This is a genomic window from Photobacterium sp. SKA34 (assembly GCF_000153325.1).
Lineage (GTDB): Bacteria > Pseudomonadota > Gammaproteobacteria > Enterobacterales > Vibrionaceae > Photobacterium.
On the sequence record NZ_CH724141.1, the window covers coordinates 447,768 to 472,074 of the forward strand.

General features: G+C 39.4%; 27 protein-coding genes and 3 pseudogenes. 4 read left to right on the forward strand and 26 right to left on the reverse strand.

The features are described from left to right. Window positions 1-34 precede the first annotated feature (34 nt). Complete coding sequence (ugpB, locus tag SKA34_RS03405) at window positions 35-1,345, reverse strand: sn-glycerol-3-phosphate ABC transporter substrate-binding protein UgpB (protein WP_006644111.1); 1,311 nt, start codon at window positions 1,343-1,345, stop codon at window positions 35-37. A 228-nt stretch (window positions 1,346-1,573) separates the two neighbouring features. Here ugpB and SKA34_RS03410 point away from each other — a divergent pair, with 228 nt between their 5' ends. Both SKA34_RS03410 and SKA34_RS03415 read left to right on the forward strand, forming a co-directional pair. Then, on the forward strand, window positions 1,574-2,287 hold the full coding sequence (locus tag SKA34_RS03410) for a glycerophosphoryl diester phosphodiesterase (protein ID WP_006644112.1): 714 nt from the start codon (window positions 1,574-1,576) through the stop codon (window positions 2,285-2,287). 32 nt (window positions 2,288-2,319) lie between these two features. Beyond that, window positions 2,320-3,078, forward strand: a complete 759-nt coding sequence (locus SKA34_RS03415; protein ID WP_006644113.1) for a DeoR/GlpR family DNA-binding transcription regulator — start codon at window positions 2,320-2,322, stop codon at window positions 3,076-3,078. Window positions 3,079-3,194: 116 nt separating this feature from the next. Here the strand turns inward: SKA34_RS03415 and SKA34_RS03420 are convergent, their stop codons facing one another. The 9 genes from SKA34_RS03420 to SKA34_RS03460 form a co-directional block, all read right to left on the reverse strand. Then, on the reverse strand, window positions 3,195-3,722 hold the full coding sequence (locus tag SKA34_RS03420) for a DUF1471 domain-containing protein (RefSeq protein ID WP_157044444.1): 528 nt from the start codon (window positions 3,720-3,722) through the stop codon (window positions 3,195-3,197). 249 nt (window positions 3,723-3,971) lie between these two features. Further along, complete coding sequence (locus SKA34_RS03425; protein WP_006644115.1) at window positions 3,972-4,190, reverse strand: DUF6500 family protein; 219 nt, start codon at window positions 4,188-4,190, stop codon at window positions 3,972-3,974. A 67-nt stretch (window positions 4,191-4,257) separates the two neighbouring features. Beyond that, window positions 4,258-4,791 (reverse strand): nucleotidyltransferase family protein, encoded by a 534-nt coding sequence (locus tag SKA34_RS03430; protein ID WP_006644116.1) that lies wholly within the window; start codon window positions 4,789-4,791, stop codon window positions 4,258-4,260. A 126-nt stretch (window positions 4,792-4,917) separates the two neighbouring features. Then, window positions 4,918-5,214, reverse strand: coding sequence for a Dabb family protein (locus tag SKA34_RS03435; protein ID WP_006644117.1), 297 nt, complete (start codon window positions 5,212-5,214; stop codon window positions 4,918-4,920). 108 nt (window positions 5,215-5,322) lie between these two features. Next, window positions 5,323-6,033 carry a sulfite exporter TauE/SafE family protein gene (locus tag SKA34_RS03440; RefSeq protein WP_255348822.1) on the reverse strand — a complete coding sequence of 237 codons (711 nt, stop codon included), beginning with the start codon at window positions 6,031-6,033 and terminating at the stop codon, window positions 5,323-5,325. A 71-nt stretch (window positions 6,034-6,104) separates the two neighbouring features. Then, window positions 6,105-6,545 (reverse strand): GNAT family N-acetyltransferase, encoded by a 441-nt coding sequence (locus tag SKA34_RS03445; RefSeq protein WP_006644119.1) that lies wholly within the window; start codon window positions 6,543-6,545, stop codon window positions 6,105-6,107. Between the two features lie 134 nt (window positions 6,546-6,679). Continuing rightward, the gene (locus SKA34_RS03450) at window positions 6,680-7,693 is read right to left on the reverse strand and encodes a Gfo/Idh/MocA family protein (RefSeq protein ID WP_006644120.1); all 1,014 of its coding nucleotides are present in this window, start codon (window positions 7,691-7,693) and stop codon (window positions 6,680-6,682) included. Window positions 7,694-7,697: 4 nt separating this feature from the next. Continuing rightward, on the reverse strand, window positions 7,698-8,141 hold the full coding sequence (locus SKA34_RS03455; protein ID WP_006644121.1) for a DMT family transporter: 444 nt from the start codon (window positions 8,139-8,141) through the stop codon (window positions 7,698-7,700). Further along, window positions 8,141-8,605 (reverse strand): DMT family transporter, encoded by a 465-nt coding sequence (locus tag SKA34_RS03460; RefSeq protein ID WP_006644122.1) that lies wholly within the window; start codon window positions 8,603-8,605, stop codon window positions 8,141-8,143. Before SKA34_RS03460 ends, SKA34_RS03455 begins: the two co-directional genes overlap by 1 nt. Window positions 8,606-8,713: 108 nt before the next feature. Between SKA34_RS03460 and SKA34_RS03465 the strand changes: the two genes are divergently transcribed. Then, on the forward strand, window positions 8,714-9,613 hold the full coding sequence (locus SKA34_RS03465) for a LysR family transcriptional regulator (protein ID WP_006644123.1): 900 nt from the start codon (window positions 8,714-8,716) through the stop codon (window positions 9,611-9,613). A 267-nt stretch (window positions 9,614-9,880) separates the two neighbouring features. On the opposite strand, the gene SKA34_RS03470 is transcribed toward SKA34_RS03465, so the two are convergent. Both SKA34_RS03470 and SKA34_RS23460 read right to left on the reverse strand, forming a co-directional pair. Next, a complete protein-coding gene (locus tag SKA34_RS03470) occupies window positions 9,881-10,903 on the reverse strand; it encodes a zinc-binding alcohol dehydrogenase family protein (RefSeq protein ID WP_006644124.1) in 1,023 nt (340 codons plus the stop codon). A gap of 176 nt (window positions 10,904-11,079) precedes the next feature. After that, window positions 11,080-11,291: pseudogene (locus SKA34_RS23460) on the reverse strand (glycine/betaine ABC transporter); the annotation flags it as partial. Window positions 11,292-11,598: 307 nt separating this feature from the next. On the opposite strand from SKA34_RS23460, the gene SKA34_RS03475 reads away from it, so the two are divergent. Then, window positions 11,599-12,516, forward strand: a complete 918-nt coding sequence (locus tag SKA34_RS03475) for a LysR family transcriptional regulator (protein ID WP_006644125.1) — start codon at window positions 11,599-11,601, stop codon at window positions 12,514-12,516. A 343-nt stretch (window positions 12,517-12,859) separates the two neighbouring features. On the opposite strand, the gene SKA34_RS03480 is transcribed toward SKA34_RS03475, so the two are convergent. From SKA34_RS03480 to SKA34_RS23775, 14 genes and pseudogenes are all read right to left on the reverse strand, one after another. Beyond that, window positions 12,860-13,408 (reverse strand): GNAT family N-acetyltransferase, encoded by a 549-nt coding sequence (locus SKA34_RS03480; RefSeq protein WP_006644126.1) that lies wholly within the window; start codon window positions 13,406-13,408, stop codon window positions 12,860-12,862. Window positions 13,409-13,640: 232 nt separating this feature from the next. Then, a pseudogene (locus SKA34_RS23465) lies at window positions 13,641-13,793 on the reverse strand (GNAT family N-acetyltransferase); the annotation flags it as partial. A 206-nt stretch (window positions 13,794-13,999) separates the two neighbouring features. After that, complete coding sequence (locus SKA34_RS03485; protein WP_006644127.1) at window positions 14,000-14,404, reverse strand: DUF1801 domain-containing protein; 405 nt, start codon at window positions 14,402-14,404, stop codon at window positions 14,000-14,002. Window positions 14,405-14,554: 150 nt separating this feature from the next. Further along, window positions 14,555-14,938 (reverse strand): GFA family protein, encoded by a 384-nt coding sequence (locus SKA34_RS03490; RefSeq protein ID WP_005364371.1) that lies wholly within the window; start codon window positions 14,936-14,938, stop codon window positions 14,555-14,557. A 96-nt stretch (window positions 14,939-15,034) separates the two neighbouring features. After that, window positions 15,035-16,000, reverse strand: coding sequence for a TDT family transporter (locus SKA34_RS03495; protein ID WP_006644128.1), 966 nt, complete (start codon window positions 15,998-16,000; stop codon window positions 15,035-15,037). Between the two features lie 339 nt (window positions 16,001-16,339). Beyond that, window positions 16,340-16,783, reverse strand: coding sequence for a flagellar export protein FliJ (gene fliJ, locus SKA34_RS03500; RefSeq protein ID WP_006644129.1), 444 nt, complete (start codon window positions 16,781-16,783; stop codon window positions 16,340-16,342). A 37-nt stretch (window positions 16,784-16,820) separates the two neighbouring features. After that, window positions 16,821-18,170 carry a flagellar protein export ATPase FliI gene (gene fliI / locus SKA34_RS03505; protein WP_006644130.1) on the reverse strand — a complete coding sequence of 450 codons (1,350 nt, stop codon included), beginning with the start codon at window positions 18,168-18,170 and terminating at the stop codon, window positions 16,821-16,823. Continuing rightward, the gene (fliH, locus tag SKA34_RS03510; protein WP_006644132.1) at window positions 18,148-18,945 is read right to left on the reverse strand and encodes a flagellar assembly protein FliH; all 798 of its coding nucleotides are present in this window, start codon (window positions 18,943-18,945) and stop codon (window positions 18,148-18,150) included. Before fliH ends, fliI begins: the two co-directional genes overlap by 23 nt. Continuing rightward, window positions 18,945-19,979, reverse strand: coding sequence for a flagellar motor switch protein FliG (locus SKA34_RS03515; RefSeq protein WP_006644133.1), 1,035 nt, complete (start codon window positions 19,977-19,979; stop codon window positions 18,945-18,947). The genes fliH and SKA34_RS03515 overlap by 1 nt, the downstream gene beginning before the upstream one ends. Beyond that, window positions 19,942-21,690 carry a flagellar basal-body MS-ring/collar protein FliF gene (gene fliF / locus SKA34_RS03520; RefSeq protein ID WP_006644134.1) on the reverse strand — a complete coding sequence of 583 codons (1,749 nt, stop codon included), beginning with the start codon at window positions 21,688-21,690 and terminating at the stop codon, window positions 19,942-19,944. The genes SKA34_RS03515 and fliF overlap by 38 nt, the downstream gene beginning before the upstream one ends. Before the next feature lie 3 nt (window positions 21,691-21,693). Beyond that, on the reverse strand, window positions 21,694-22,065 hold the full coding sequence (locus SKA34_RS03525) for a flagellar hook-basal body complex protein FliE (RefSeq protein ID WP_006644135.1): 372 nt from the start codon (window positions 22,063-22,065) through the stop codon (window positions 21,694-21,696). A gap of 12 nt (window positions 22,066-22,077) precedes the next feature. Beyond that, complete coding sequence (locus SKA34_RS03530) at window positions 22,078-23,427, reverse strand: sigma-54 dependent transcriptional regulator (RefSeq protein ID WP_006644136.1); 1,350 nt, start codon at window positions 23,425-23,427, stop codon at window positions 22,078-22,080. Beyond that, window positions 23,427-23,846, reverse strand: coding sequence for an OmpA family protein (locus tag SKA34_RS23770; RefSeq protein WP_369750670.1), 420 nt, complete (start codon window positions 23,844-23,846; stop codon window positions 23,427-23,429). Before SKA34_RS23770 ends, SKA34_RS03530 begins: the two co-directional genes overlap by 1 nt. Beyond that, window positions 23,826-24,191, reverse strand: a pseudogene (locus SKA34_RS23775) (OmpA family protein); the annotation flags it as partial. The pseudogene SKA34_RS23775 and the gene SKA34_RS23770, both read right to left, overlap by 21 nt. Window positions 24,192-24,307: the final 116 nt, after the last annotated feature.

Below are 24,307 nucleotides of genomic sequence, written 5' to 3' on the forward strand. Positions count from 1 at the left end.
TTAGCGGGGGATGAATCTTAATCAAATCGTTGAATTATGATTTTTGTGTTCTTTCAAAGCGACGAAGCTGTGCATCACCTCGGCTTTTCGCATTATCCAATGCTTCTTTTGCCGAAATTTTACCCGCCCATACGGCTTCAAGTTCTTCATTAATAATGTCGCGTGTTTGTAAGAAGTTACCGAAGCGTAAGCCTTTTGAATTAACCGTAGGTGTTGTCGATGTCATTTGCTTAACAGCAACATCTGTACCTGGGTGAGTTTTGTAAAAGCCTTGCTTTTGGGTTAGTTCGTACGCTTTTTCTGTGATTGGCAAGTAACCAGAGAATTGGTGCCAATCAGCTTGAACAGCAGGACTTGAAAGGTAGGTGAAAAACTTAGCAACACCTTTGTATTCTTCTTTTGAGTGTCCACGAAGTACCCATAACGATGCACCACCAATAATAGTATTTTGTGGTTTTTTCACTAATTCATCATCATAAGGTAATTGTGCAACACCCACATCTACCCCTTTCATATTCTCTTGAATACCAGCCAGACCCGAAGATGATCCCATGGTCATCGCACACTCACCTGTATAGAAAAGCGGCATACCATCCGATTGACGACCACCATATTTAAATAGACCTTCTTTAGCCCACTTACCCATCTGTTCAACATGTTTAACGAAAGGCGCATTATTAAAGGTAAATGTGGTATCTACACCATCAAAACCATTATTGTTTGTCGCCATTGCAACATTGTTTCTTGCACCAAAGTTTTCAATTTGAGTCCAAGACTGCCATGTTGTACTAAAACCACATTTAGCGCCTGAAGCAATCAGCTTACGAGAATCTTCTTCTACTTCTTTCCATGTTTTCGGTGGGTTAGTAATACCCGCTTTAGCAAACATATCTTTGTTGTAATAAAGCACTGGGGTTGAACTATTAAATGGCATCGATAACATTTTGCCATCGTTGCTTGTGTAATAACTTGTTACGGCTGATAGATAATCGTTTTTGTTAAAAGGTTCTTTGGTATCAGCCATTAGTTCATATACAGGATAAATCGCTTTCTTAGCTCCCATCATAGTGGCAGTACCCACTTCGAAAACTTGTACAATGGCAGGCTGCTCTTTCGCTCTAAATGCAGCAATTGCACCTGTCATCGTTTCGGCATAAGTACCTTTATAAACAGGTTTAATCTCGTATTCAGATTGGCTGGCATTAAAGTTGTCGGCAATTTCATTTACCTTTTTACCTAATGCTCCACCCATAGCATGCCACCATTCAATTTCGGTCTTTGCTTGCACTTGTGTACTCATTAGCGCCGCTGCAACGGCAAGTCCTGCAATATGTTTAAAAGCCATTTTTATTCCTTGGAAACCATTTTTAACAAAAGCTGACGACTTAGTGGATGTTCACTTCTTGTGTTCCAACCACTCGTTTATTTTCAAGTGAACATTAGAAGCAAAAAGTGACATCTCGGTTACAGTTGCATGAAGTAAATAAGATTAAGGCTTTCAGAGTAGTTGTAATAAAATTTTCATCAAACAAAGGGATAGTTCATTTGAAAATAACTACATATGGAAAAGAAAATGAAAATTACAGCTCACCGTGGTTTTTCGAGCTTAGCCCCTGAAAATACCCTTGCAGCGATGAAAGAAGCGATTAACTATGGCTGTGAGTGGATTGAAATTGACGTCCAATTAAGTGCTGATCACGTTCCTATGGTAATACACGACAAGACGGTAAACCGTTGCAGTAACGGTAAAGGTGAAGTGAGAAACTTGTCTAAAATAGAACTAAAACAGCTAGATGCTGGCTCTTGGTTTAGCGATGATTTTAATGGTGAATCCATACCGACATTAGAAGAAGTATTATTGCTAACAAGTGAAGCTAAGGTCGCGTTAAATATAGAATTAAAAATTCACACAGGAGACTGTGTTCATTTATTATGTGAAAAAGTTGCTGAAGTGATTAGTAAGTTAAATATTGAACCTGAGTTGATGCTTTTCTCTAGTTTTGACCAATCAGCGCTATTAGCCATAAAACAGCACCTTCCTCACGTTAGAAGAGGTCAATTGTGGGAAACGATCCCAAATAATCACGCTGATGTTTTGATAGAGCTAGACGCTTTTAGTGTTCATTGTAATTATCGTTATTTAACAGAAGAAAAAGCAAAAGCAGTAAAATATTTAGGTTATCAGCTTTACTGTTACACCCCGGACCAACCGGAACTTGTTGAAGATCACTGGCTATGGGGAGTTGATATGATGATCACCGATACGCCAAACCGTTACCTAGCATAAAAATAATCAAATAGAGGATGGCAACATATTTCATGGATGATTTAAGTACCCGTCAACAACAAATAATTACTTTAATACATAAGCAAGAATATTGCTCAATTGAAGAATTAGCGCAAAAGTTTGAAATAACACCACAAACCATCAGACGCGACATTAACTTACTTTGCCAACTAGGGATCACTATGCGTCACCATGGTGGCGTTGGTCTTCCTGTTACGTTAAGCAATCGAAGTTACGATGCAAGACAAATCACTAATAAAGACGAAAAACAAGAGATAGCAATAAACGTCGCTAAAGCTATCCCCAATGGGTGTACACTATTTTTAGGTATCGGAACCACCATAGCGTGTATTGCTGAGCAATTAGTTAACCACCGAGAATTACGTGTAGTAACGAATAATTTTGAAGCTGCGCATACTCTCTCTAAGTTCGAAAATATAGAAACCTGGATACCCAGTGGAAGAATAAGAACAAATGGTGGTGATATTGTCGATGACACGGTACTCAATTACTTTAGTCAATTTGCAGCAGACATCGGTATCATTGGCTGTGCAGGTATCAGTGAATTACCTTATGCCTCCCCCCAAACCACTTATTCAGCAGAGAAAAAACAAGAAGTTGCGATGGAGCATGAGCTAAGAGAGGCCAGAGTCAGTCAGGCTATTTTAGAGAATTCTCAACAAACTTGGTTAGTCGCAAATCATACGAAATGGCAACGCAAAGCCAGTACAAAAGTAGCTCCTCTTTGCCAGTTTTATCGTGTATTTAGTAACAATTTCAAAGGAAATTGATTTTAATTGATGTATACAATTGAACGTAAGTTAATAAATAATATAAAAAAGCTATAAGTCGTTTTGCATATCATTACAAAACGACATTATTGCTTTTAGTTATATTTAAGCAAATGTTATTGAGTAAGCTCCGTACCACAACGATAAGCATCAATAACAACTGAACTTGCTTTACCTTCCTTCGTATCAATCACTTTCGTGATGTGAAAGCGGTTACCACCTAACATGTAAGTTTTATTTGCGATCTCAGCGTCTAGATTATCAGTATTAGCACTTTTCACGACGTCAGTATCAATTAACGTACACTGCTTTTGATTCATATTTGAAATAATTAGTGGCTTAACATTTTCAGCACCAGGAAGAAGCTCTGAATCAGTTTTTTCAGTTGTTCTTTCATTACAGTTATATAACTCAGCAACAACACTGCTAGGACGTGAGCTCTTGGTATCCATAACCTCTATGACAGCAAAGTGATTACCACCCTTAGCATAAGTGACATTTTTTAGCTCACGATCAACATTATTTGGATGTGCATCTTTAATCGAGTGAGTAGCAATAATTTGGCACTTTTCTTCTTTTGCTAGAGCAGCTGAAATTGCCGTCACTTTATTGGCTTCCGGTGAAACATGTATTTTTCTTGTCACACAACCAGAGACTAATAAAAAACAAATTATTAAGAGGGTTATTTTTTTCATGGTAATTATCGACGCTAATAAGATTATGTATATTCTAAGATAGCAAATTTACATCTTCAACCTAGCAACAGAACAAATTAATAACACCTAATATAAAATAATTTCACTTTTGACATTTTCACTACTTTTCAGTCTCTATAGAGCTAATCTTGATATATTTTTAAATAAACCGTTAACTTATTTTGCATAAACTAAGGTTCATTTCCCTGATTCAACCATCACCTTAATTGTGGACGCTTTTTCAAAGTGATCGAGCTGATGCGTTTTAATCCACCATTCAGCCGCCTCCATTAATAACTCAGGATCGTCATTTTTATTTTTGAAAAATGCGTAAAATGACACGCCTACATTTTCACCTTTACTGGCTATTTTCTTTTCGCACACGTTAATAATTTTATTTCTTAGTGATGCTCTCATTATTTTCCTTTATTTTATTATTTATCAGCAGAGTTAGATTAAGGCATCTAATATTTCTTAATACCGATTATACAACTTTCAAAGCAGGCCATTTCACTAACCATTGTTTTGACTTGACTCTATCTTCAAATATTTCGCGAGGTCTTTTGGCATTATATGTAATGCAGTAATTAAATAGAGATTCAAAACCAAATGCGGCAATGCATTCATATTGATCTTGACCTATTTGACGTACTGCAACAGCCGTTTCCTTTTCAGGCCAATAGCTCATTGCATTCATGGTACTTTGATACGGTTTATCATTATTTCGATTATGCATTATCGCTTGATTACGCACTTGCCAATTAAGATCGGGCATACATTTATTTAATTCTGCTTCATAATCTAAATAGGCGTTGGGATTTAATTCTTCAGGATCAAAATAGATGACATCAATGTCATTTAAAGGGCTCGGTGATTTGAAATCATGTAATGCATCCCACACTAAATTTCTCACAAAACCGGCGGCAATGTAACACTGTGGTAAGCCCAACAAAGAGACATAATAAAGCGCCTCGGTTCTTACCGAATCTTGTTTTATTAATTCTACAATTTTGTCCATTTTCCCTCACCAAAAGACATATATTCTTCAGAAAATCGCTTTGTTCCCCACTCTTAAAGTTGCACCTATAAACAATATTGAACCAAACGAAAATCACGTTGAAACCATAGTAGCGGTGTTCACAGATTAGCAAGTGTAATCAAACACGATGATATCTTCGAGCAAAGGCCTAAACACTTGTTTCAAAGCATCGTGTTCAACATGCGGTAAATAATTTTGTCGGCCACCTTCATCCGAAAACGTCATCAAAACCGAATGGGTATAACCTTTATTTTTATCTTCAGGACTATCATTTTCACCCCATTCTACCGATTCAACACCCTCGATTTTCTCGGGTATTAGTTCGAACAAACCTTTGAGTTTTTCAATCTCGGATGCAGGTGACGACTCTTTGAATTTTATAAGTAATATATGCCTAATCATCTTTTCTTGTCCCTAATATTTAATACTGCAGCATAACCTACCTCATAGTGACACTGAGATAGAACAGGATTAAACAAAAAATTAGGCATGAAACAATGAAAAACCGTATTAAAATAAAACTTCAGCTATCATACGCAGAGCTAATAGCGTTAGTAATATCTTTATAATTTTAACGAGGATGGCATTATTTGCCTTAAAACGAAGCTTGGTACCTATATATGACCCCATCACAGCCCCTATAACCATAACAACAATGGCAGGCACATCAGTAAGTAGTTCCGAGGAAAGTACAAGGTATACGGGGATCTTGGCTAAATGACTGATAGACATAAACAGCGAACTGGTCGCTATGATTTCGTCTTTACACTTTAGCTGTTTCGTTAACACCGTCAAAGCAAGTGGGCCAGGAGCACCAATAACAAGCCCTAATCCTGTTTGTAGAAAACCGATCAAATAATAGTTTTCATACTTACTCACTGCTTTAGAAAAACGCGGATTCCATAAGTTAAGTAAAATATACAAACCGATACCCAATGGAACATAATCCATTGGTATATGAGACAAACCATAACCGATGACAAGTGAGCCTAGTACCGAACCAATTAAGAAGCGTGGTAGCAGCCCCCACCTCACTTTATTAATTGAAAACAGCATCCTAGATGAGTTGCTTGCTAATTGAACAAGTCCGTGAGTAGGGATGATAAGGCTTGGCGCAAGAAATGAAGGTAGAAAGGCAATCAATAGCATACCACCACCAAACCCGACTACGGCAGCGATCATAGAAGTAACTAAAGCAAGTATCCCTAATATAATTTCGATAACAGTACTTCCCTTGTAATGTTATTTAACGTGCGTGCTAATGAGGTAAATAAGTAACATCCACGTTGGTTTTATTGTGATAAGGATGGTTTAAGCATGTATACAAACGCTTTGTCTTGCCCAGTAATCTCGAAACCAAACCTTTTATATAGTTGCCCCACCCGGTTTCCTTGTAAATAACTCAGCTTAATAGGTAATGATTTTTGGTTAGCTAATTCAATAACAGTTTTCAATACTTGGCTACCAATGCCTTTACCCTGATACTTTGGTAACAAGAAAAAACGACAAAAGTACAGATGTTCAGCGTGGAATTGCACAAGGTAGCTCCCCACTGCGACTCCGTCGACTTCGATTATGATTGGTTTTTCCTCGTCCCATTCTTCGTGATGAATTTTTCTTTGAACATTTTCGTTCCAACCAAAGACAGCTTTAATCGGTTCAAATTCTGCTGATTTCTTAAGTTCGAACAGGAACTCATAATCACTGTTTTCTGCTTGACGGGTTGTGTACATCTAACTCTCCAAACCTACAACTACAGATAACTCATCATTCCTTGCTGATAGATGCCAAATGCTAGTGAACAATCTACACAGCAAATGGCATGGCAGCATGGTGAAGTCTAATTCTAGCTAATTAATATTAATTATTAATAACTTGAGGATTTCGAACAAACTAGATAATCAAAGCCATTATCAACGAGAGAATCTTCCATAATAGAAATCACTTGCCGACTCGTTTTTTTACACATGACATCCGAATAATTGATCTTGTTTAGAATTAGCGAAGATATATGCTCAATTTCGTATTCAAACCCACCTCCGCTAACAACCTCTGAAATTTGTGTTTGCTCACCTTTAAACGATATGTCGATTTTCTTTGGGTTCCACCATTTGTTATGAATAACGATTTCTAGTTCAGGCCCTCGAATGATGGCTTCTCGTTTGAGATCACGCGTGATCGATGCGCAAATTTCACCATTTATCTGACCATCAAACTTAAACACAACATTTTCATCGACTTCACTTTGGTTATTATCATTAACGTATTCGACAGTTGGTTTCTCTATAGGACTATTTGTTAATCGACACAAATCAGCATAAAACCAGAGACCGTATACACCAACATCTAAAGTCGCCCCGCCACATAACTTTGGATTAAATAAGTGCCAATCATTATCGAACTCATGCCAATTACCAAATGAAGCTTCTATAGCGTTAATTTCTACCTTGTTTTCTTTTATAAACTGCTTCATTGCTTGATAAGCGGGAAATGCGACTGTTTTCATTGCTTCAGCTAAAAGTAACCCTTTTTCTTCAGCAAGTGTCGACATAGCATCCCAATCTTGTAAGTTCGTGAATGCTGGTTTCTCTACAAGAACATGCTTTCCTTTATTTAAAAATAATTCAACCAAGCCTTTATGAAATGGGTGAATAGTCGCGATATAGACAATATCTACATTAGCGTCGTTTGCGAGTTCTGTGTAGGAACCATAACTTCTTTGGCAACCATATTGATTTGAAAAGCTATCAGCTCGCTGTTTATCTCGTGCCGCAACAGCATAGAGTTCAGCATTGTCGACTTGCATAGTCAGGTCTGAAACAAAGCGATGTGCAATTTTACCAAGCCCTGCAATACCCCAGCATGCTTTCTGATTATTCAACTTATTATCCTTTAATGTTTGCTTTCTGGTCTTGTCCGCGTTTAGTGACCAATATTCCCATAAGGATACACAAAATACCCAATAAAGGGGTGAGCTCTACACCATTACTGATAGCATCCCAAACAACTCCAGTCAGCAATTGACCGGTTATAACAAGTATTACTGTCAGCGTTGCGCCGACTTTTGATAACACATAACTATTAAGAGCGACAAACAAAGCCCCCATTACACCGCCAAGCCAAGCTATCACAGGAGCATCCATAATAGTTTCAACCGGAACAGTAGATGTAAAATAAACGACAAGACTCAGAAAAATAAACCCTACAACATGATTCCCAAACGATGCATAAAATGCGCTGGTATCCTGACTAAGTCTTCCATTAAGCACTCGGCAAAAACTGATGCAACAACCATTCAATAGTGCAAGAAATATAACTAGCGTCATCATTACCCCCTACCGAATAATGTCATTAAGCAACCTGCTACCATCAACATTAATGCAATAAAATCATTAGAATTCATTGCGCGTTTAGCCAAACCAAATAAGCCAAAAGAATCGCAAACAAGTCCAAACAGCACCTGACCTGCCATGATCAGTGCGAGTGAACCAGACAATCCCAATGGACTATTAACAGTAATCGCAGCCAAAATCACAGTGAAAGCGCCTGGTATACCTCCTAAATAAGCCCAAATTGGGGTTTTAGTTTTAGGTAATAACGATATTTTTTTCCCAATTAAGATACTGGCGATCATCAATACAATAAGAGAGACCACAGCACCGATGCCATGTGCAACCCAAGATGCAAGTAAAGGGGAGCTAAAAAATGCCATATGACTATTAAGTGCGATCATACTGGCGAGTGTTACTCCCCCAGCTATCGCTAGAGATAAATGAAATGGTTGAGTTTTCATATTATTTTTCCAATGGTTATCCGTTGGGATGCAATATATAGCGTTTCTTTTGTATTGATAATCCGTTATATTTTGAACTCTTTGTTTCCTATAAGTTAACAATATTAGATGGACACATTTTCAACCATTCCCATATTCACAGCCGTTGTAGAATTGGGCAGCTTTTCCGAAGCAAGCCGCAAACTCGGAATAACCAAGTCAGCGGTAAGCAAACGAATTAGCGCATTAGAGACCCACCTAGGTGCTAAGCTTATTCAACGGACGACACGGAAACTAAGCTTAACTGAGGCTGGAGAGCAATATTACAGCTACATACATAGAGCAAAATCTTTGGTCAATGAAGGTGAGGATGCTATAAGCAGCCTTCAGGGCTCTCCCAAAGGTCACCTCAAAGTAAGCGTTCCTATGGTATTCGGCGAGCTTCATATTGCCCCTTTACTCAGTGAGTTTTTACGTCTTTATCCAGATATAAAACTGAATTTATCTATGGATGATAAAGTCGTTGATTTAGTAAAAGATGGATTGGATATGACACTTAGAATCGGGGCATTATCTGATTCAAATTTAGTGGCTCGTAAGTTATCGCCGTGTCACAGCGTACTTTGCGCATCACCTGAATACCTTGAAAAATACGGAACACCAACAGCGCTAAACGATCTAAAACAACATAACTGTTTATATTATTCTTATTTCAGATCTGGCATAGAGTGGACTTTTTATGGTCCCAGCGGCTTAGAACGAATTAGGCCAGAAGGTAACATTCAGGTAAATAACAGTAATGTTCTAAAACAACTGATGCTTGATGATGTTGGGATCTGCCAAATGCCACTTTTCCTTGTTGAACATGAGATAGCTAACGGCACGCTAATTCCAATATTGGAACAATATCGGTTACCCGAACATGGCATATACGCTGTATATCCTGAACGTGCATTTATGCCAGCAAAATTGAAGGTATTTCTTGATTATTTAGAACAAAAATTGAGTGATAAAAGCCAGATTTGGTAATAAGCTTCAGTCTAACTGGAAAAGAGGTAATGATGAGTTAGCCGAATAGACTAACTCATTTATAAACATATACTTGTCAGTATATTTGATATATACATTTAATGAATGACTAAAAGTATAATGCAACCAGTTTCTAAAACTGTTTAACCAGACAAAATTGAAGGGTTGGAACTCACAAGCATAGAAAATGATAAATAATAGGTTAATTCACCTTTATTCAATGAGTCGCTGTGTGTTACATCAACGTCACGTTTGTTAAAATCTGAATTAATATTTAATAGCCGTTTTTCCAATTGACGCAGCACTTTCAATACGCTGGTGTGCTTCTTTTAACGTCTCGACACTAAAACCATTCAATGTTGAGGTAAGTATTGACTTAATACGTCCAGCATCAATCAAGTTTGCAGTTTGGCATAAGATATCTTGTTGCTTCTGAATATCATCAGTATTAAACAGTGAGCGAGTGAACATAAACTCCCAAATAAAACCTACGGATTTACCTTGTAGTGCTGATAGATCAACGCCACCATCAAATTCTACAATTGAACTGATCATGCCTTGTGGAGCAATCAGCTCGACCATTGCATCCCAGTGACCTTTGGTATCAGCAACGTTTAAAATATAGTCAACATACTTAATGCCCTGCTCACGAGCAGACTCCACTAGGTTACGGTGATTCACAACATGGTCAGCGCCCATTTCCCTCACCCACAGTTCAGTCTCTGGCCTTGAAGCCGTTGCAATAACAGTCAGGTTAGTTAGCTGTTTCGCCAATTGAATAGTAATAGAGCCAACACCACCAGCCCCACCAATAATCAGGATAGATTTCTTTTCTTCTGGGCGGATACGCAGGCGATCAAATAAAGCCTCCCAACCAGTCAGCGTCGCTAGAGGCATGACTGCCGCAGATTCATCGGATAGACTTTTTGGTGCGTGAGCTGTAATTCGGTAATCTACCGCTTGGTATTCGGCGTTTGCCCCCATGCGAGTCACATCACCTGCGTAATAAACACGGTCTCCAATTTCAAAGCCTTCTACATTGTTACCTTTAGCAATTACTTCGCCTACTGCGTCGTAGCCTAATACTTTTGGGGTTTCTAATGTTTTGTCTTTTGCGTTACGGATCCGAATTTTTGCATCTGCTGGGTTAATAGAGGTTGCACTCACTTTTACAAGCAGATCATTTTCTTTCAAGTCTGGAAGGTTAGTTTCAAATTCAAATAAGCTATCTTGCTCATTAATCGCAAGTGATTGAGTAAAACCAATTGCTTTCATTGTTAATGGTGACATTATTCATTCTCCTTTGATTAGACACATTCAACCTAGAGAATTTTTACTCCAGATAAACCGCCTAATTTTTAAATTGTATTTAAGCTGTATTTGATAACCACACGACTCAACGGTGTAGTGAAGGGATACTTTTCTACTAGTTCAGTGAGATCACGCCCTGTGTAACCAACCACTCATGCGTAAGATTCATAGTGAAGTCCAAGCTCGATTAATGGTATAACCTCTTCAACATTCGACTTATAGATACCATGGCTCGACGGTAACCAAGCAGAAGAGAGAAGACTCACTCAACTTCGAATCCCATGGTTTTCAATACATTGGTAATTAATAACGTTGTCGTGCGATGAAAAGACAACTCTGTTACACCAATTTTAATCCTTTTATCCATTGATCTTTTTTCTTAAGGTGGCGTGGGGTTTAGAATACAAGGTCAAATACCAATAAAAAACAGCCTAAAATTTGAATAATTATCAAAAAAAAATTGATAATAACGAGCTTAACTTTCTTTATATTGTGTTGAAGCAGACTGCTTAGATGCTTCTATGACAGATAAGTTATTAACAATTAAAAGCAACCTTTAATTTAAATGATTATCAAATGTCATTTGATAATTTATTGCCCTGTCGCGACGACTACTTTATAAGTAGTGAAATTCAGTAATTACTGATGCCCTCTTTACCAGTAAAGGCCTAGTTATGCTTTTAGAAGATCTACAAGTCATTTTAAAAGTGGCGGAGTTTCGCAGTATCACAGCCGCCGCAACAAATTTAGATATGCGTACCGCAACGGCTAGTGCCGCCGTTAAACGTGTTGAAGCATACCTTGGTGTCGAAATTTTTGTGCGTAGCACACGCCATTTGAGGTTATCTTCAGCGGGAGAGCGCTATTTACCTCAGTGTGAAGAAGCGCTAAAAATGCTTGAGCATGCCAAAGTGAATATGCAGGAAGAGCTGGGCATTATTGACGGTGAAATCCGTATCGCACTATCGTCTGATTTAGGACGAAACCTCGTCACCCCTTGGTTAGATGAGTTTTTACTTCAATACCCAAATGTATCTCTGCGTTCAAGTATTAGTGACAGCAATATTGATTTCTATAGGGATTCAGTCGACATGGCTCTGCGCTATGGTTCGCCAACAGATCAGAATGTGTATGGCTTTAAGATCTGTGACGTTCCAAGAGTGGTATGTGCAAGCCCGAGCTACCTAGCTGAACATAACATACCAACGCACCCAAGTGATTTACTAGAGCACAATGCACTCTTTTATCAGCTATATGATGTTTTGCAAAATGAATGGCTGTTTAGCAATGAGGAAACGACTCATAAAGTAAAGCTCAAGGGTAACAGGGCTTCAAATGATGGCGATCTTGTTAGACGCTGGTGTGTTGCAGGTAAAGGAGTCGCAATTAAATCTAGCCTTGATATGTCTGACGACCTTCTTGCAGAGCGGGTAGTGAGTATGATGCAAGAATACAAAACCACACCGACGGAACTGTGGTTGGTCTGTCCCAGCCGTCAGTCAGTCACCCCAACAGTTAGACTATTAAGAGATTTGTTTAGGAATAAAACAAAGACGATTCTAGAACAGTTAAATGAAATAGGGGCAATTTAAGATACGGACTATGCCTTAAATCAGTATCTCTATACCTAGTAAATAAAATATATCCACTCCCCGAAAGCGACCACGGTACATTTAGGTAATTTGCTTTATTTAGTCTGCTAAGTATTAATACGTACTGACTGAGGGAAAAAAAGCCCACTCAAAGTAATAAGTGGGCTGAAATGATAAGTTTAATATGCGCAAAAAGAATGAGCGCAGTTTCATATTATCCTTTTCTAAAATAAATTTAAATATTAATCATGTATTTAATAGTAAAGCTATTTATACCCACTGCCGTGTTGGCTAATATTTGGATATAAACGATTTAGACGTCTTGCGCTAAACCGCCATAGCCTTAGTAGTTTTCGGTCACACTGTTACGGCTTAACCCGTATATTACATGATCAACTACTCGATCATTTAATCTCTCAGCTCGAGTTATGATGCCCTCTTGCTTGAAACCCAAACGCTCACAAACACTACGGCTAGCTTGATTATCGACCGCCGCTGATATTTCAACTTTCTGCATATTCAGCTCTGTGAAAGCGTAGTTAATAAGCTTTGATAGTGACTTACTGACAATACCCTTACCTTGTAAATCACGACGTAACCAGTAGCCAATTTCTACCTTTTGTAAATCGTGGTTGATGGTATTAAAGCTAATATTACCGGCCACTTCACTTTTAAACATTATTGCACAAACGAGTGATTTACCGTCTGCATATTCGTGTAATGACTTCTTGATAAAGCTCAGGAAGAACTCTTCATTTTTTGCATGAGGCGGCCAAGCTAACCATTCACTTAAATAGTCACGCTGATTGGAGACAATAGCGAGATATTTGGACGCAAATTTAGGCTCAACGAGCGCAAGTGCTAAATCCTCTTCAACTTCCATTTTAAACATGATTTCCCTCTTAAAAAATCTAGCTTTCTATCCGATGACTATCCGTTTTTTAAATTCTCATAATGTTGCCTTTTTTTGACAAAAAGACAATTGGATAGCAAAAGTAAAAATGAATTAGGTCGCTCTATGTGGTATGACTTTGACGTCTGCTAGCTTCAGAAAATTTTTTAGTAGGACAAAAACTAATCAACCGTGTATAAATAAGTAAAAGGTCCACCAAACAATGGTGCAGTTAAAGGTGTTTTACTAACGGCTTTTGCATTGGAATACAATCTAAACTAATACCTCTTGGTGAATGATAGGTAGATAGTTTCTCCCCTATAAACCCACATGAGCGATAGAAAGGCGCCGCATTTATCGTGGATTCTAATTTCAGTAACAATAGGCCATTTTCTTTAGCCAAGTTTTCCAATAAAGTAATTAACACACTATTACATAATCTAAAGTTCAAACGTAGAATGTTCGTGGGCAAATAAATACCAACTTGTTCAGATGTATATTATTTACCACGGCTCATTTCAGTGCCTATTAACCGACAATAGAAACAAGACTACAATGTATTACCCTTGTTTAATTACTTTGTTATATGTTCTAAGCACATAGTAAATCAAGGTGCTTTAGCTTTTTGTAGCGTAATGCTATAGATATACAATGTGACAACTCTTTAGTTGGTACATGGTCGCCAAGCTTAAATATTAATGCTCGATTACCTTCATACTCAAAGGTCTTTCCGTATACCTCTTTAAAGGTATCAACTAAGGTTGTTTGGCAGTGGAAGTAAATACGATATTCATTTGGAAATTTGGGTTTCCAGTCATATCTAATAGTGCTTCCAGTTTTAGAAATATAACTTGGCTCTCCCCACTTTAGTGTTTCAATTAAATCAGCAATCCCATTTTCATTTGCTGTATTTATGATAAGTGAACGAATAACTAAGAGAGACTCTGTTACTTCATCAGGATACGTTTCAAATTTTTGTTTAACACTTAAATCCATTCGTTTTATCCTATAAACAAGAACATATCACGCTTATTTAAAATATGGGCAGTACTACCCCATTTATTTAAGCACTAAAGTGTCACTAAAAAACAATGTATTGGAGTGCAATCTTATCCACTTTCCGATAACACACATAAATGTTTACGGTTACAAGTTAATAGTATCTGTTGGGTGATTGATCCCATCGTAAATTTTGACGGGCTCTAAATCATAAGGATTAACGCCATCAAGACATGCAACATTAATTGCAAATTGATGGGGATTAGAACGTCTTTGATGATGAGTATATATACCACAAGTCTTACAAAAGTAGTGTTTAGCAGTATTAGTGTTAAATTGATAAAGGGTTAAGTTATCTTCCCCCTTTATGATCTTTAGGTTTTCAAGTAATACAGAAGCAGCTATAGCACCACGTTTTCGACACATAGAACATGAACAACGACGAGGATCTTCTAATCCGTTTGGCAGGGTCAGCTCTAACTCCACTGCTCCACAATGACATTTTGCAATGTGAATTCCTTTAATTTCCATATTTAACCGCCATATCGATTTATCAACAGAAATACAAAATTTAATATGACTACTTTTATTCTTAACAGCGTTGTTTCGCAAGCCTAGCAATTTACTTTAAATCGCTTTTTTTATGCTTTCAAATCTACCATAAAAAATAACGAATCGAGTACACACATACATCACCACCAACGTGGCAATAATAAGCTCGAAATATGCTAACTGATTAATTTGATGTACATATTGGGCAGGTATGCCTTGCAATTCCATCCAATGAGCTAATTTATACAAAGCAGTAGAGCCGATAACCATAGGAAACGTGAAGGACGCAAAACTCGCGTTAAACGGCAACCTAAGTAACCTGAAAAACGCGCAATAAATAACACTTGTTAATAGAATTGCGATACCAAATAAAATGCCTACCAGTACTGGGGAAGGCTGCTCTATCAAACTTAAGTAACCTGCTAAAGTTGCACTTGCCGGTGCTGCAAGTATCGCAATAGTTGGCTTTTCAGTGTCAGCGATGGGATCAGTAAAAAGCAAACGGTAGAACATGAGAGGTAGCATGACTACGCAGGCCGCCGTTCCAAATAATAACGCGACATGAGCAATTGGTGCTAAATCAGATCGCCCAGAAAAAGTAACGTCCGCAACAATAATTCCAACAGGAGGAATAAACCAACTTGGCACCATGTGATGTAATTTGAAACTTTTGATTCGATGATAAACAAACGTGATCATGAAAATCACATGCATCATGATAGCAAATAGCCAAATGCTATCGCCGACAGTTGGATTAAATTCTCCAATAGAATGAGAAACTATCATTAGCGCCATGGCAAACGTTGGAAGAACACTTCCAATCACAGGGTGAGCAAGCTCGGATTTTAACTGTTTAGGATGAAGGCAAAACTTGATGAATAAAATAAACAACAGAGAACATGCAATTGCTGCGGTAAACCACTTAGAGAGGCCATTGAAAGTGTATGCATTCTCCCAACACCAACCGAGACTTCCCACTCCCAGTGCAAGACCAGCAATGGATGTTGGAGCATAAAGAAGTTTCTCTTTTGCCGATTTCATTATAGACAGCCCAATTCCTCATAAGCATTAAGATAGATTTTATATACCACTTAAAAGTGCAAATCAACCATATAAAAACCAATCTGCAACCTTACACGCACCAATAAATTACATAATAAACATACCATTAACTTTTATAGGGATTTAGATGAGAGCGTGATGCTTATATAAAATATGATTAAAGGGGGTATTTACGAGTATTGAATAGTGATAACGGCTTTATTGTTTTTTCATTAAAACGACAAGTAACAGAACGCGTATATTTATTTTAAATGGGGTTTGGTTATAAGACTATTGACTCAAATAAATATTCAATAATATCTCCTTGTAATTAACATTTCAGACCTTCCGCTTTTTATGCCGCAAGTTAATCAACTCTTCTAACTGCTTTTGATCTTTACGGGCTTGTTCATATTGTTGCTTGGCAAGCCACCGTTTTTTTACTTCTTCAAAGCGTTTTACTTGTTGGTTGCTGACTTGTAATTGCTGTTTACTGTGATCACACTCCGCGCTCATGATTGCTTGCTCGTGCTGATGATGATCAATCATGGTCGTTAACTGTGACGTTAATTGATTGCTGTTATTTAACATTGCACTGTTAATCGTAGAGCCTTGTGGTTGATCAGCCCCCATATAATGCTGTTTTAACTGACCTAATAACTGTAGTTGTTGTTGATAGTTATCCACTTGCTGGCGCTGCTGCTGGTAAACAACACTGAGTTTATCGCGTTTTTGCTCTGATAGTCGTTGTAATTGCTCAACAGCTTTGACTGGCAAATTCATGGTTTATTCTTGCTCCATTTCCTAAAACACGGTGCGGTTATGGTGCTGACGAATTGGGTTGATTTACTGAAAACAAGTTGGCTAATTGAGTTAAGCTCGCTTGGTAATCACAGTGTTCAGTTACAGGCTGCTGTAAGAACTGTTTAAGCTGGGGTTGCATCATTACCGCTTGATCTAATTCAGGATCCTGTCCTTGCTGATACCCTCCTAATGGTAATAACTCTTTTACTTGCTGATAGTTAGCATTTAACTGCCTAAATTGGTTAGCAACAGTGACATGAGCTTGTTCGGTACAATTGCTCATACATCGGCTGATGGAAGCATTGATATCAATTGCAGGATAATGCCCTTGCTCTGCCAATGTGCGAGATAACACAATATGACCATCTAAAATGGCGCGTGCCGAATCCACTACAGGATCTTGCTGATCGTCCCCTTCTGCTAACACGGTATAAATCGCGGTTAAGCTGCCGTTGGGATTCTCTCCGTTACCAGCACGTTCTAATAATTGTGGTAATAAACTAAATACTGACGGTGGATAACCCCGAGAGGCTGGCGGCTCTCCTAATGCGAGTGCAATTTCACGCTGAGCCATTGCATATCGGGTCAATGAGTCCATCAGTAGCAATACGTCTTTACCTTGATCACGAAAATATTCGGCAACACGGTGACAAAGCTTGGTAGCACGTAAGCGCATGAGTGGTGATTCATCAGCAGGCGCAGCGATGATCACCGCACGTTTACGTCCTTCTTCACCTAAGCTACGCTCAATAAATTCACGGACTTCTCGACCTCGTTCACCAATCAGCCCTACCACAATAATATCGGCGGCAGTGTATTTGGTGATCATCCCCATCAAGACACTTTTACCTACGCCACTGCCAGCCATTAAGCCAATTCGCTGACCTTTACCAACAGTCAATAAACCATTAATCGCTTTAATACCAACATCTAACGGTGATTCAACTGGCTGGCGTTTCATTGGGTTAATAGGCTTTGGTTCTAACGATAAACACTCACCACCTTGTAACGGTAATCCATTATCTAGCGGCTCTCCTAGCCCATTAACCACCCGACCAATCCACTTGTGGCTAACATTCACTGTACTGCCACCTTGAATTGGGATCACCTTAGCACCTGCGTATAATCCACCGAGTTGGCGAACTGGCATTAAATACGCAATATTGTGATCAAAACCGACCACTTGTGCTTCAATCTGCTCACCATCATCAGCCACGATTAAACAACGTTGATCGAGTTTAAAACGACAGCCCACGGCTTGTAGCATTAAACCATTCACTTTTACTAACCGCCCTGTGACCCGTGCAATAGGCACGCTATCAAGAGCGGCAAGTGCGGTTAAACTATCCGCCTGAAGACGATTCATGCGGATCTCCTTGTTCAACACGGATTGGGGTATCTAACGGTTGATTCTGCTCAACTAAATGTAGCTGAACATTCTCGATACAGGCTTCTAGTCGCGCATCACAACCCACATCAGCCTCTGCGTTATCTGTTATCAGCTGACAACCGCCGACGGGTAATACGGGATTAGCAATCAACTTCCAAGACTCAGGTAAGCTCTTATTGATGGTATGGATCCGATCAATATCTTGCGGGTTAAGTTCAATGATGATCTTTTCAGTTTTACCAGGAATCGCATCCAGCGCTTCTTCTACTAAAGCAAGAATTTGCTGTGGCATTAATGTCAGTTCAGCCCGAATAACCTGTTGCGACACTTTTTGAACCAAGTCGCAAATGAGCTGACGTTGTTGTTTGTCTTTTTCTTGTTGCCATTGTTCTAATTCAAACAAGATTTTCTCAACCGGTTTTACAGCTTGGCTAAATATCTCTCGTCCTGTTTGCTCACCTTGTCCATAACCTTGTTGGAAACCGTCTTTTTGCCCTTCGATAACACCTTGAACACGACCTTGCTCAACACCTTGGTTAAACCCTTCGTCATAGCCTTTGTTTAAACCTTGTTGAAAACCTTCATCCAATTTTTGTTGTAATTCAAACTGGCTGTCTTGCCAATTGATAGCAGGATCAACATCACCTAATCCATCATTAAAACCATGATTCACAGGCTCTGCCACAGGAGGAAAACGATGAGGTCGATATTGCCCCGGTGATAACTGATGTATTTTTACTTTTTTCATCATCACTCCACCGTCATTTCCTGATAGAGCTGAAGATCAATCTCGCCAATTTCTGCCAGCTCACGTACTTGATCCATAATGGCATTACGGGCGCGTTCTACTTCACTCACAGGTACTGCACCTTTTAGTGCCATTTCATCTTCTAGGGTTTTAACCATACGCTGTGGCATTGAACGTTTAATCGCTTGTTGTAAGCTGATCTCAGCACCTTTTAACGCAATCACCCAAGTAGCAACAGGGATTTCTTGTACCAGCCTATCCATGGTTGATTCTTTCTGGCGACCTAGCACCATAAAGTCAAACATGTTGGTTTCAATTTCGTCCACCATTTCTTCATCATGTAAACGAAGTAATTCCATTAATTGGCCGCGATCACCTTCGAAACGGTTGATAATATCGGCAACTTGCTTGGTACCTAAAATAGGTGCATTTTGTGCTTGAGACATATGGGCAATGCAACGTTCAATTAAATCATGTAAGTCAGCTGCAACATCATGATCTATTTCATCGAGTTGCGCGACGCGATAAAGCAGTTCGTCATGGTAATCTACAGGCATTTTCGCCAACACTTTCGATGAGGTTTCTGGCGGTAAGTAGGCTAAGAATATCGCCTGCATTTGTGGGTGTTCTTGGCTGACGTATTTAGCCAATAATTCTGCATCCACCCATTGTAATCGTTGCATGTTATTACGTAGTTCATCACCGTAGATGTTATTAAGTAACCCTTTGGCTAAATCATTACCCAACGCTTTACGCAAGGTATTTGAAAGGTATTCTTTTGATGCGCCACGAATACCACTGTGAGCACGAAAGTCTTCAAAAAAGTGCTGGATCACCCCTCTCGCACTATCACTTTGAATACCACTTAATGCCGCCATAGAAAGGGTGACACGCTGAACTTCGTCACGGGAAAAGTGCTTCAATACCTCAGCGGCAGCATCTTCTCCCATACCCAACAACACTACTGCTGTTTTATCAACATAAGTCAGTGCTGGGGCTTTACTTTCCGTCTGATTTTTTGTTTGTGATTGACTCATTAACATTCACCCATTGTTTTAAGACTTCAGCAACACGCTCTGGCTCTTCGGTTGAAATAAGCTGTAAGTGTTTAAGTTGGATTTCTAACGGCGACCCCTGTGGTGGCAGCAAGTCATTGCTGGCATTAAAGGCGTTATTAGTGGCGTCTATCCCTTTCGCGGCTAAACGCTCATTTAAGGTTTCTTCGTGCTCTTGCTCTTCGCGAGTTTGCAAGCTTTCATCGTAAGAATGTGCAGTATCCTCTTCAGCAAAAGTTAACTCATCACGTCGACGATCTAATCCTGTTAAATGACTAATAAGCTTTCTTAGCACGAAGAAGATCATCGATAAACCGAGAATACCGCCGATCATGTAGCGCAATGGTTGTTGTACTGTAGGATCTTGCCACCACGGAATAGCAGGTGGCGCATCAATCGCAATCGGCGTAAAGTTGAAGCTTAAAATACTCAAACTATCGCCACGATCAGCACTGATCCCGACTGCATCTTTGATCATATTGCTAATTTGCTGTGTTTCCGCTTCTGTCCATGCTTTACCATTTGGCGCAGCCGTAGAATTAAGCAACACAGAGACATTGAGTTTATTTAATTTACCTTGTTGGTATTGGGTATGGCGAACACTACTGCCTAAGGCATATTGACGATTAATTTCCGTTCGTTCATTGGTATTTTTACTGTCTTTGTTCTCTTCTTCGCCAGTAACGGGTGGCTTGTTACTCAATGAACCTGGCACACCTAAAGCAATATTATCAATACTGTTATTTTCAATACGGTGCTCGTTTTTCACCACTGGCGTTGAATCAACAACCTCTTTGGTTTCTTGTACATGGCTAAAATCAAGATCAGCAGCGACTTGCACGCGGTAATTACTTGGCCCAACAATAGGCGTTAGCATATCAGCGGCTCGTTGTATCACCTGATTTTCAAGATTCTTTTGATAATCTAGGTACTTAGCATTCACTTTACCCATTTCAGCCGAGCCAATATCTGCACTGAGTAAACGCCCGTATTGATCAACAACTGAAACATTTTCTGTCTTCATCCCTGTTACACTGCCAGTAACAAGGTTAATGATGGCTTCAACTTGCTCAGTTTTTAGATCTTCACCCGGTTTTAACTCAACCATTACTGACGCTGTTGGGGCTTCCGCATTGTGGCGAACAAATAAGGTTTTTCGTGGAATAGCTAAGTGAACACGGGCATTGGCGATAGCATCAAGGGCAATAATAGTACGCACTAACTCGCCTTCCAATCCATGACGATAACGTGCGGTTTCCATGAACTGGCTGGTTCCTAACGACGAATCTTCTTTTAACGAATCAAGCCCTGTGGGTAACTTGGCTTTGATCCCTTTTGCTGCCAGTAACATTCTGATTTTCGCGACTTCACTTTCCGCCACCAGCACTTGTCCGTTGGCTTCTTGTAAACGGTAAGGGATACCTTCTGTTTCTAATACCGAGATAATTTCACCACTATCAAAACGTTCTTGCTGCCCATATAACGGGCGGTAATTTTGACTTGAACTCCATAACGCCACCACAATAATGGCAGCTACAATCGCAGCAAGCACAGCAGACAAAACTAGATTGCGCTGACTGCTGTGCCAAAGGTTTTTAAGATTTTTCATATACGGATTTGAAGACAACGCACTGGAAGCGGTTGAACCTGTTGCCGTATTTGTCATCGATGGTTGGGCAATGATTTCAGACATAAGTTACACCGGCATCTTCATAACATCTTCAAATGACGCAACCACTTTATTACGCACTTGCATGAGAGCAGAAAAAGATAAACTGGCTTTTTGGCTTGCCACCATCGCGCCTACCAAGTCGTCACTTTTCCCTAATTCAACCGCTGTAACTTTGTCACTGGCGATTTTTTGATGTTGATTAACGGTATTTAAAACTCCTGTCATAGCTTGCGAAAATGACAATGGCGAAACCGCAAACTGTGTATTGGTTGCTTCGACCTGCGTAAGATTAGGTTTTACGATGAAATCAGCTTGAGTTCGTTGCTGCATCTGCTGCATTTTATCAAGCATGAGTTGTTCAGATGATACAGACGGTAGCGAATTATTTGTGCTCATTTAACTCTCCTTTTATGCCGCAGAACCTAATACAGCATCGATGTCTATTCCTTGTTCACGCATCGCGGCTAACTTGTAACGCAGTGCGCGAGTAGTAACGCCCAATTGCTGAGCCGTCTTAGTTCGGTTACCACCGAATTGTTTAAGAATTTTTATAATGTATTGAAACTCTGCCATTTTCTTCGCTTCTACCCGACCATTCCCTGCCTCAGTTTGAGGTAAAGATGGCGCAGCATTAGGATCAATCGGCAACATTAAATCTTGTGCAGTAATGAAATCACCATGGCGCATCACCAAGGCTCGTTGCATGACATTTTCTAACTCACGGATATTGCCCGGCCAATGGTATTTAGATAATGCAAAACACGCATCTTCCGACAACTGACAAGCACTTCCCATTTGATATTTATTTATGAAAAATCGCGCAAGAGGGAGAATATCAGCGCTACGATCTCGCAGTGATGGCCAATGCAACGGCAGTACATCTAAGCGGTAATAAAGATCTTCTCGGAACGTCCCTTTTTGAATTTCTACACGAAGATCTTTATTGGTTGACGCTATTACGCGAATATCCAATGGAACGGTTTTATGACTACCCACTTTTTCTACTTCACGCTCTTGCAACACACGCAATAATTTAGCTTGAAGACTGGGTGACATTTCAGCAATTTCATCTAATAAAATCGTACCGCCATTGGCCTCTTCAAATTTACCGGTTTGCGTTTGTGTCGCGCCAGTAAAAGCTCCTTTCACATGACCAAACAACACCGCTTCGAGCATAGATTCAGGAATAGCTGCACAGTTAACGGCAACAAAAGACGCATTTGAACGAGATGAATGTTGGTGGACATATTGCGCTAACACTTCTTTCCCTGTGCCAGATTCACCCGTGATCAATACTGTCGCATTTGTCCCCGCTGCACGGTGCGCTAACTGCAACACTTGCTTACTACGCCACGATTCCACCACGATATTGGTTAATGGTTTATCTAATGCTTCAACACGTGAGAGCAAGCCCAGTAACTGTTCAGATTCAAAAGGACGAAGTAAATAATCGGTTGCACCTGCCTTCATTGCTTCTGCCGCCATCATTCCTTGCGCCTGATCAACAATAGCAATAGAAATAGGCGTGGATGAACGATTAGTCGCTACAGCTTTTTGATGGAATTGACGAATAAAATCGGTAAGTGAGATATCTGTGATATGCGAGCTAACTAAAGTAATAGCTGAGCGAGATTGATATAACGCGGCACGCCCAGAAGTGAAATGATTTACGCTATAACCGTTGCCTTCAAGCACAGCAATAATTTGGTTTGCTGCACTTTCGTTTGGCTCGACTAATTGAATATTGTTAGGCTGCATTAGCTACCCTTCCTTTTTACTGCATCTTCCTTGCGAATAGCGCGAATAGTCACGCGACGATTTTTAGCTTTTCCATCTTGGGTATTGTTATTTGCTACAGGATAGCGAGAGCCATGAGAGCGAATTTCCATCAGCGATGAACGCACACCATTTTCACGCAGAATGCTAGCTACATCGTCAGCACGAACTTTTGAAATCTGTAAATTGGTAACATTGGATCCAACATTGTCTGTGTGTCCATCAATTAATACACGTTTGACATTTTTGTCATATTTTAAGTAACTCGCTAAATCAGCCAAGATTTCATTTTGCGATGAACTAACCACTCGTTGACCCAACCTAAATTGCAATACCACGTCTCTCGCATCTCGGTATGCCATTGCAGGTAATTTAGCTCGACACAGATTAAAATCAGCCATAGCATGGGCCATATTTACTGAAGGAACTGTTACATCAAACGTGTTGTTTTGATTCGACGATAACAGCCTTACTCCTAACCAATTACCTTGCGCCATAGCTTCAAGTAAGGTTTCAATATCATTATAAAAAAACACTTTCCCTGATTTTTTAGCTACCCCTACTTCATCGACGGTGATAGGCGCAGTATTCAATGCCCAAGGGGACTGTACTTGGCTTAATATGGCACGCTCATAAGGTGCTTTTACATGGTCGCTTTGTACCTGTATGCCAAGTGGCTTCTTAGGTTTAGCAACAAAAGTAATTGCTCCAAATTGGCTAATTTTTTGACTCAATGAACAACTAAATTTATCACCTTTATATTACCACGAAACAAGATCCATCGATAAAAATAACTCTTTAGCGACAGTGTTAATGGGAACGAATAAAGCAATAAAAATTGAAGATATAAAAATAACCGTAT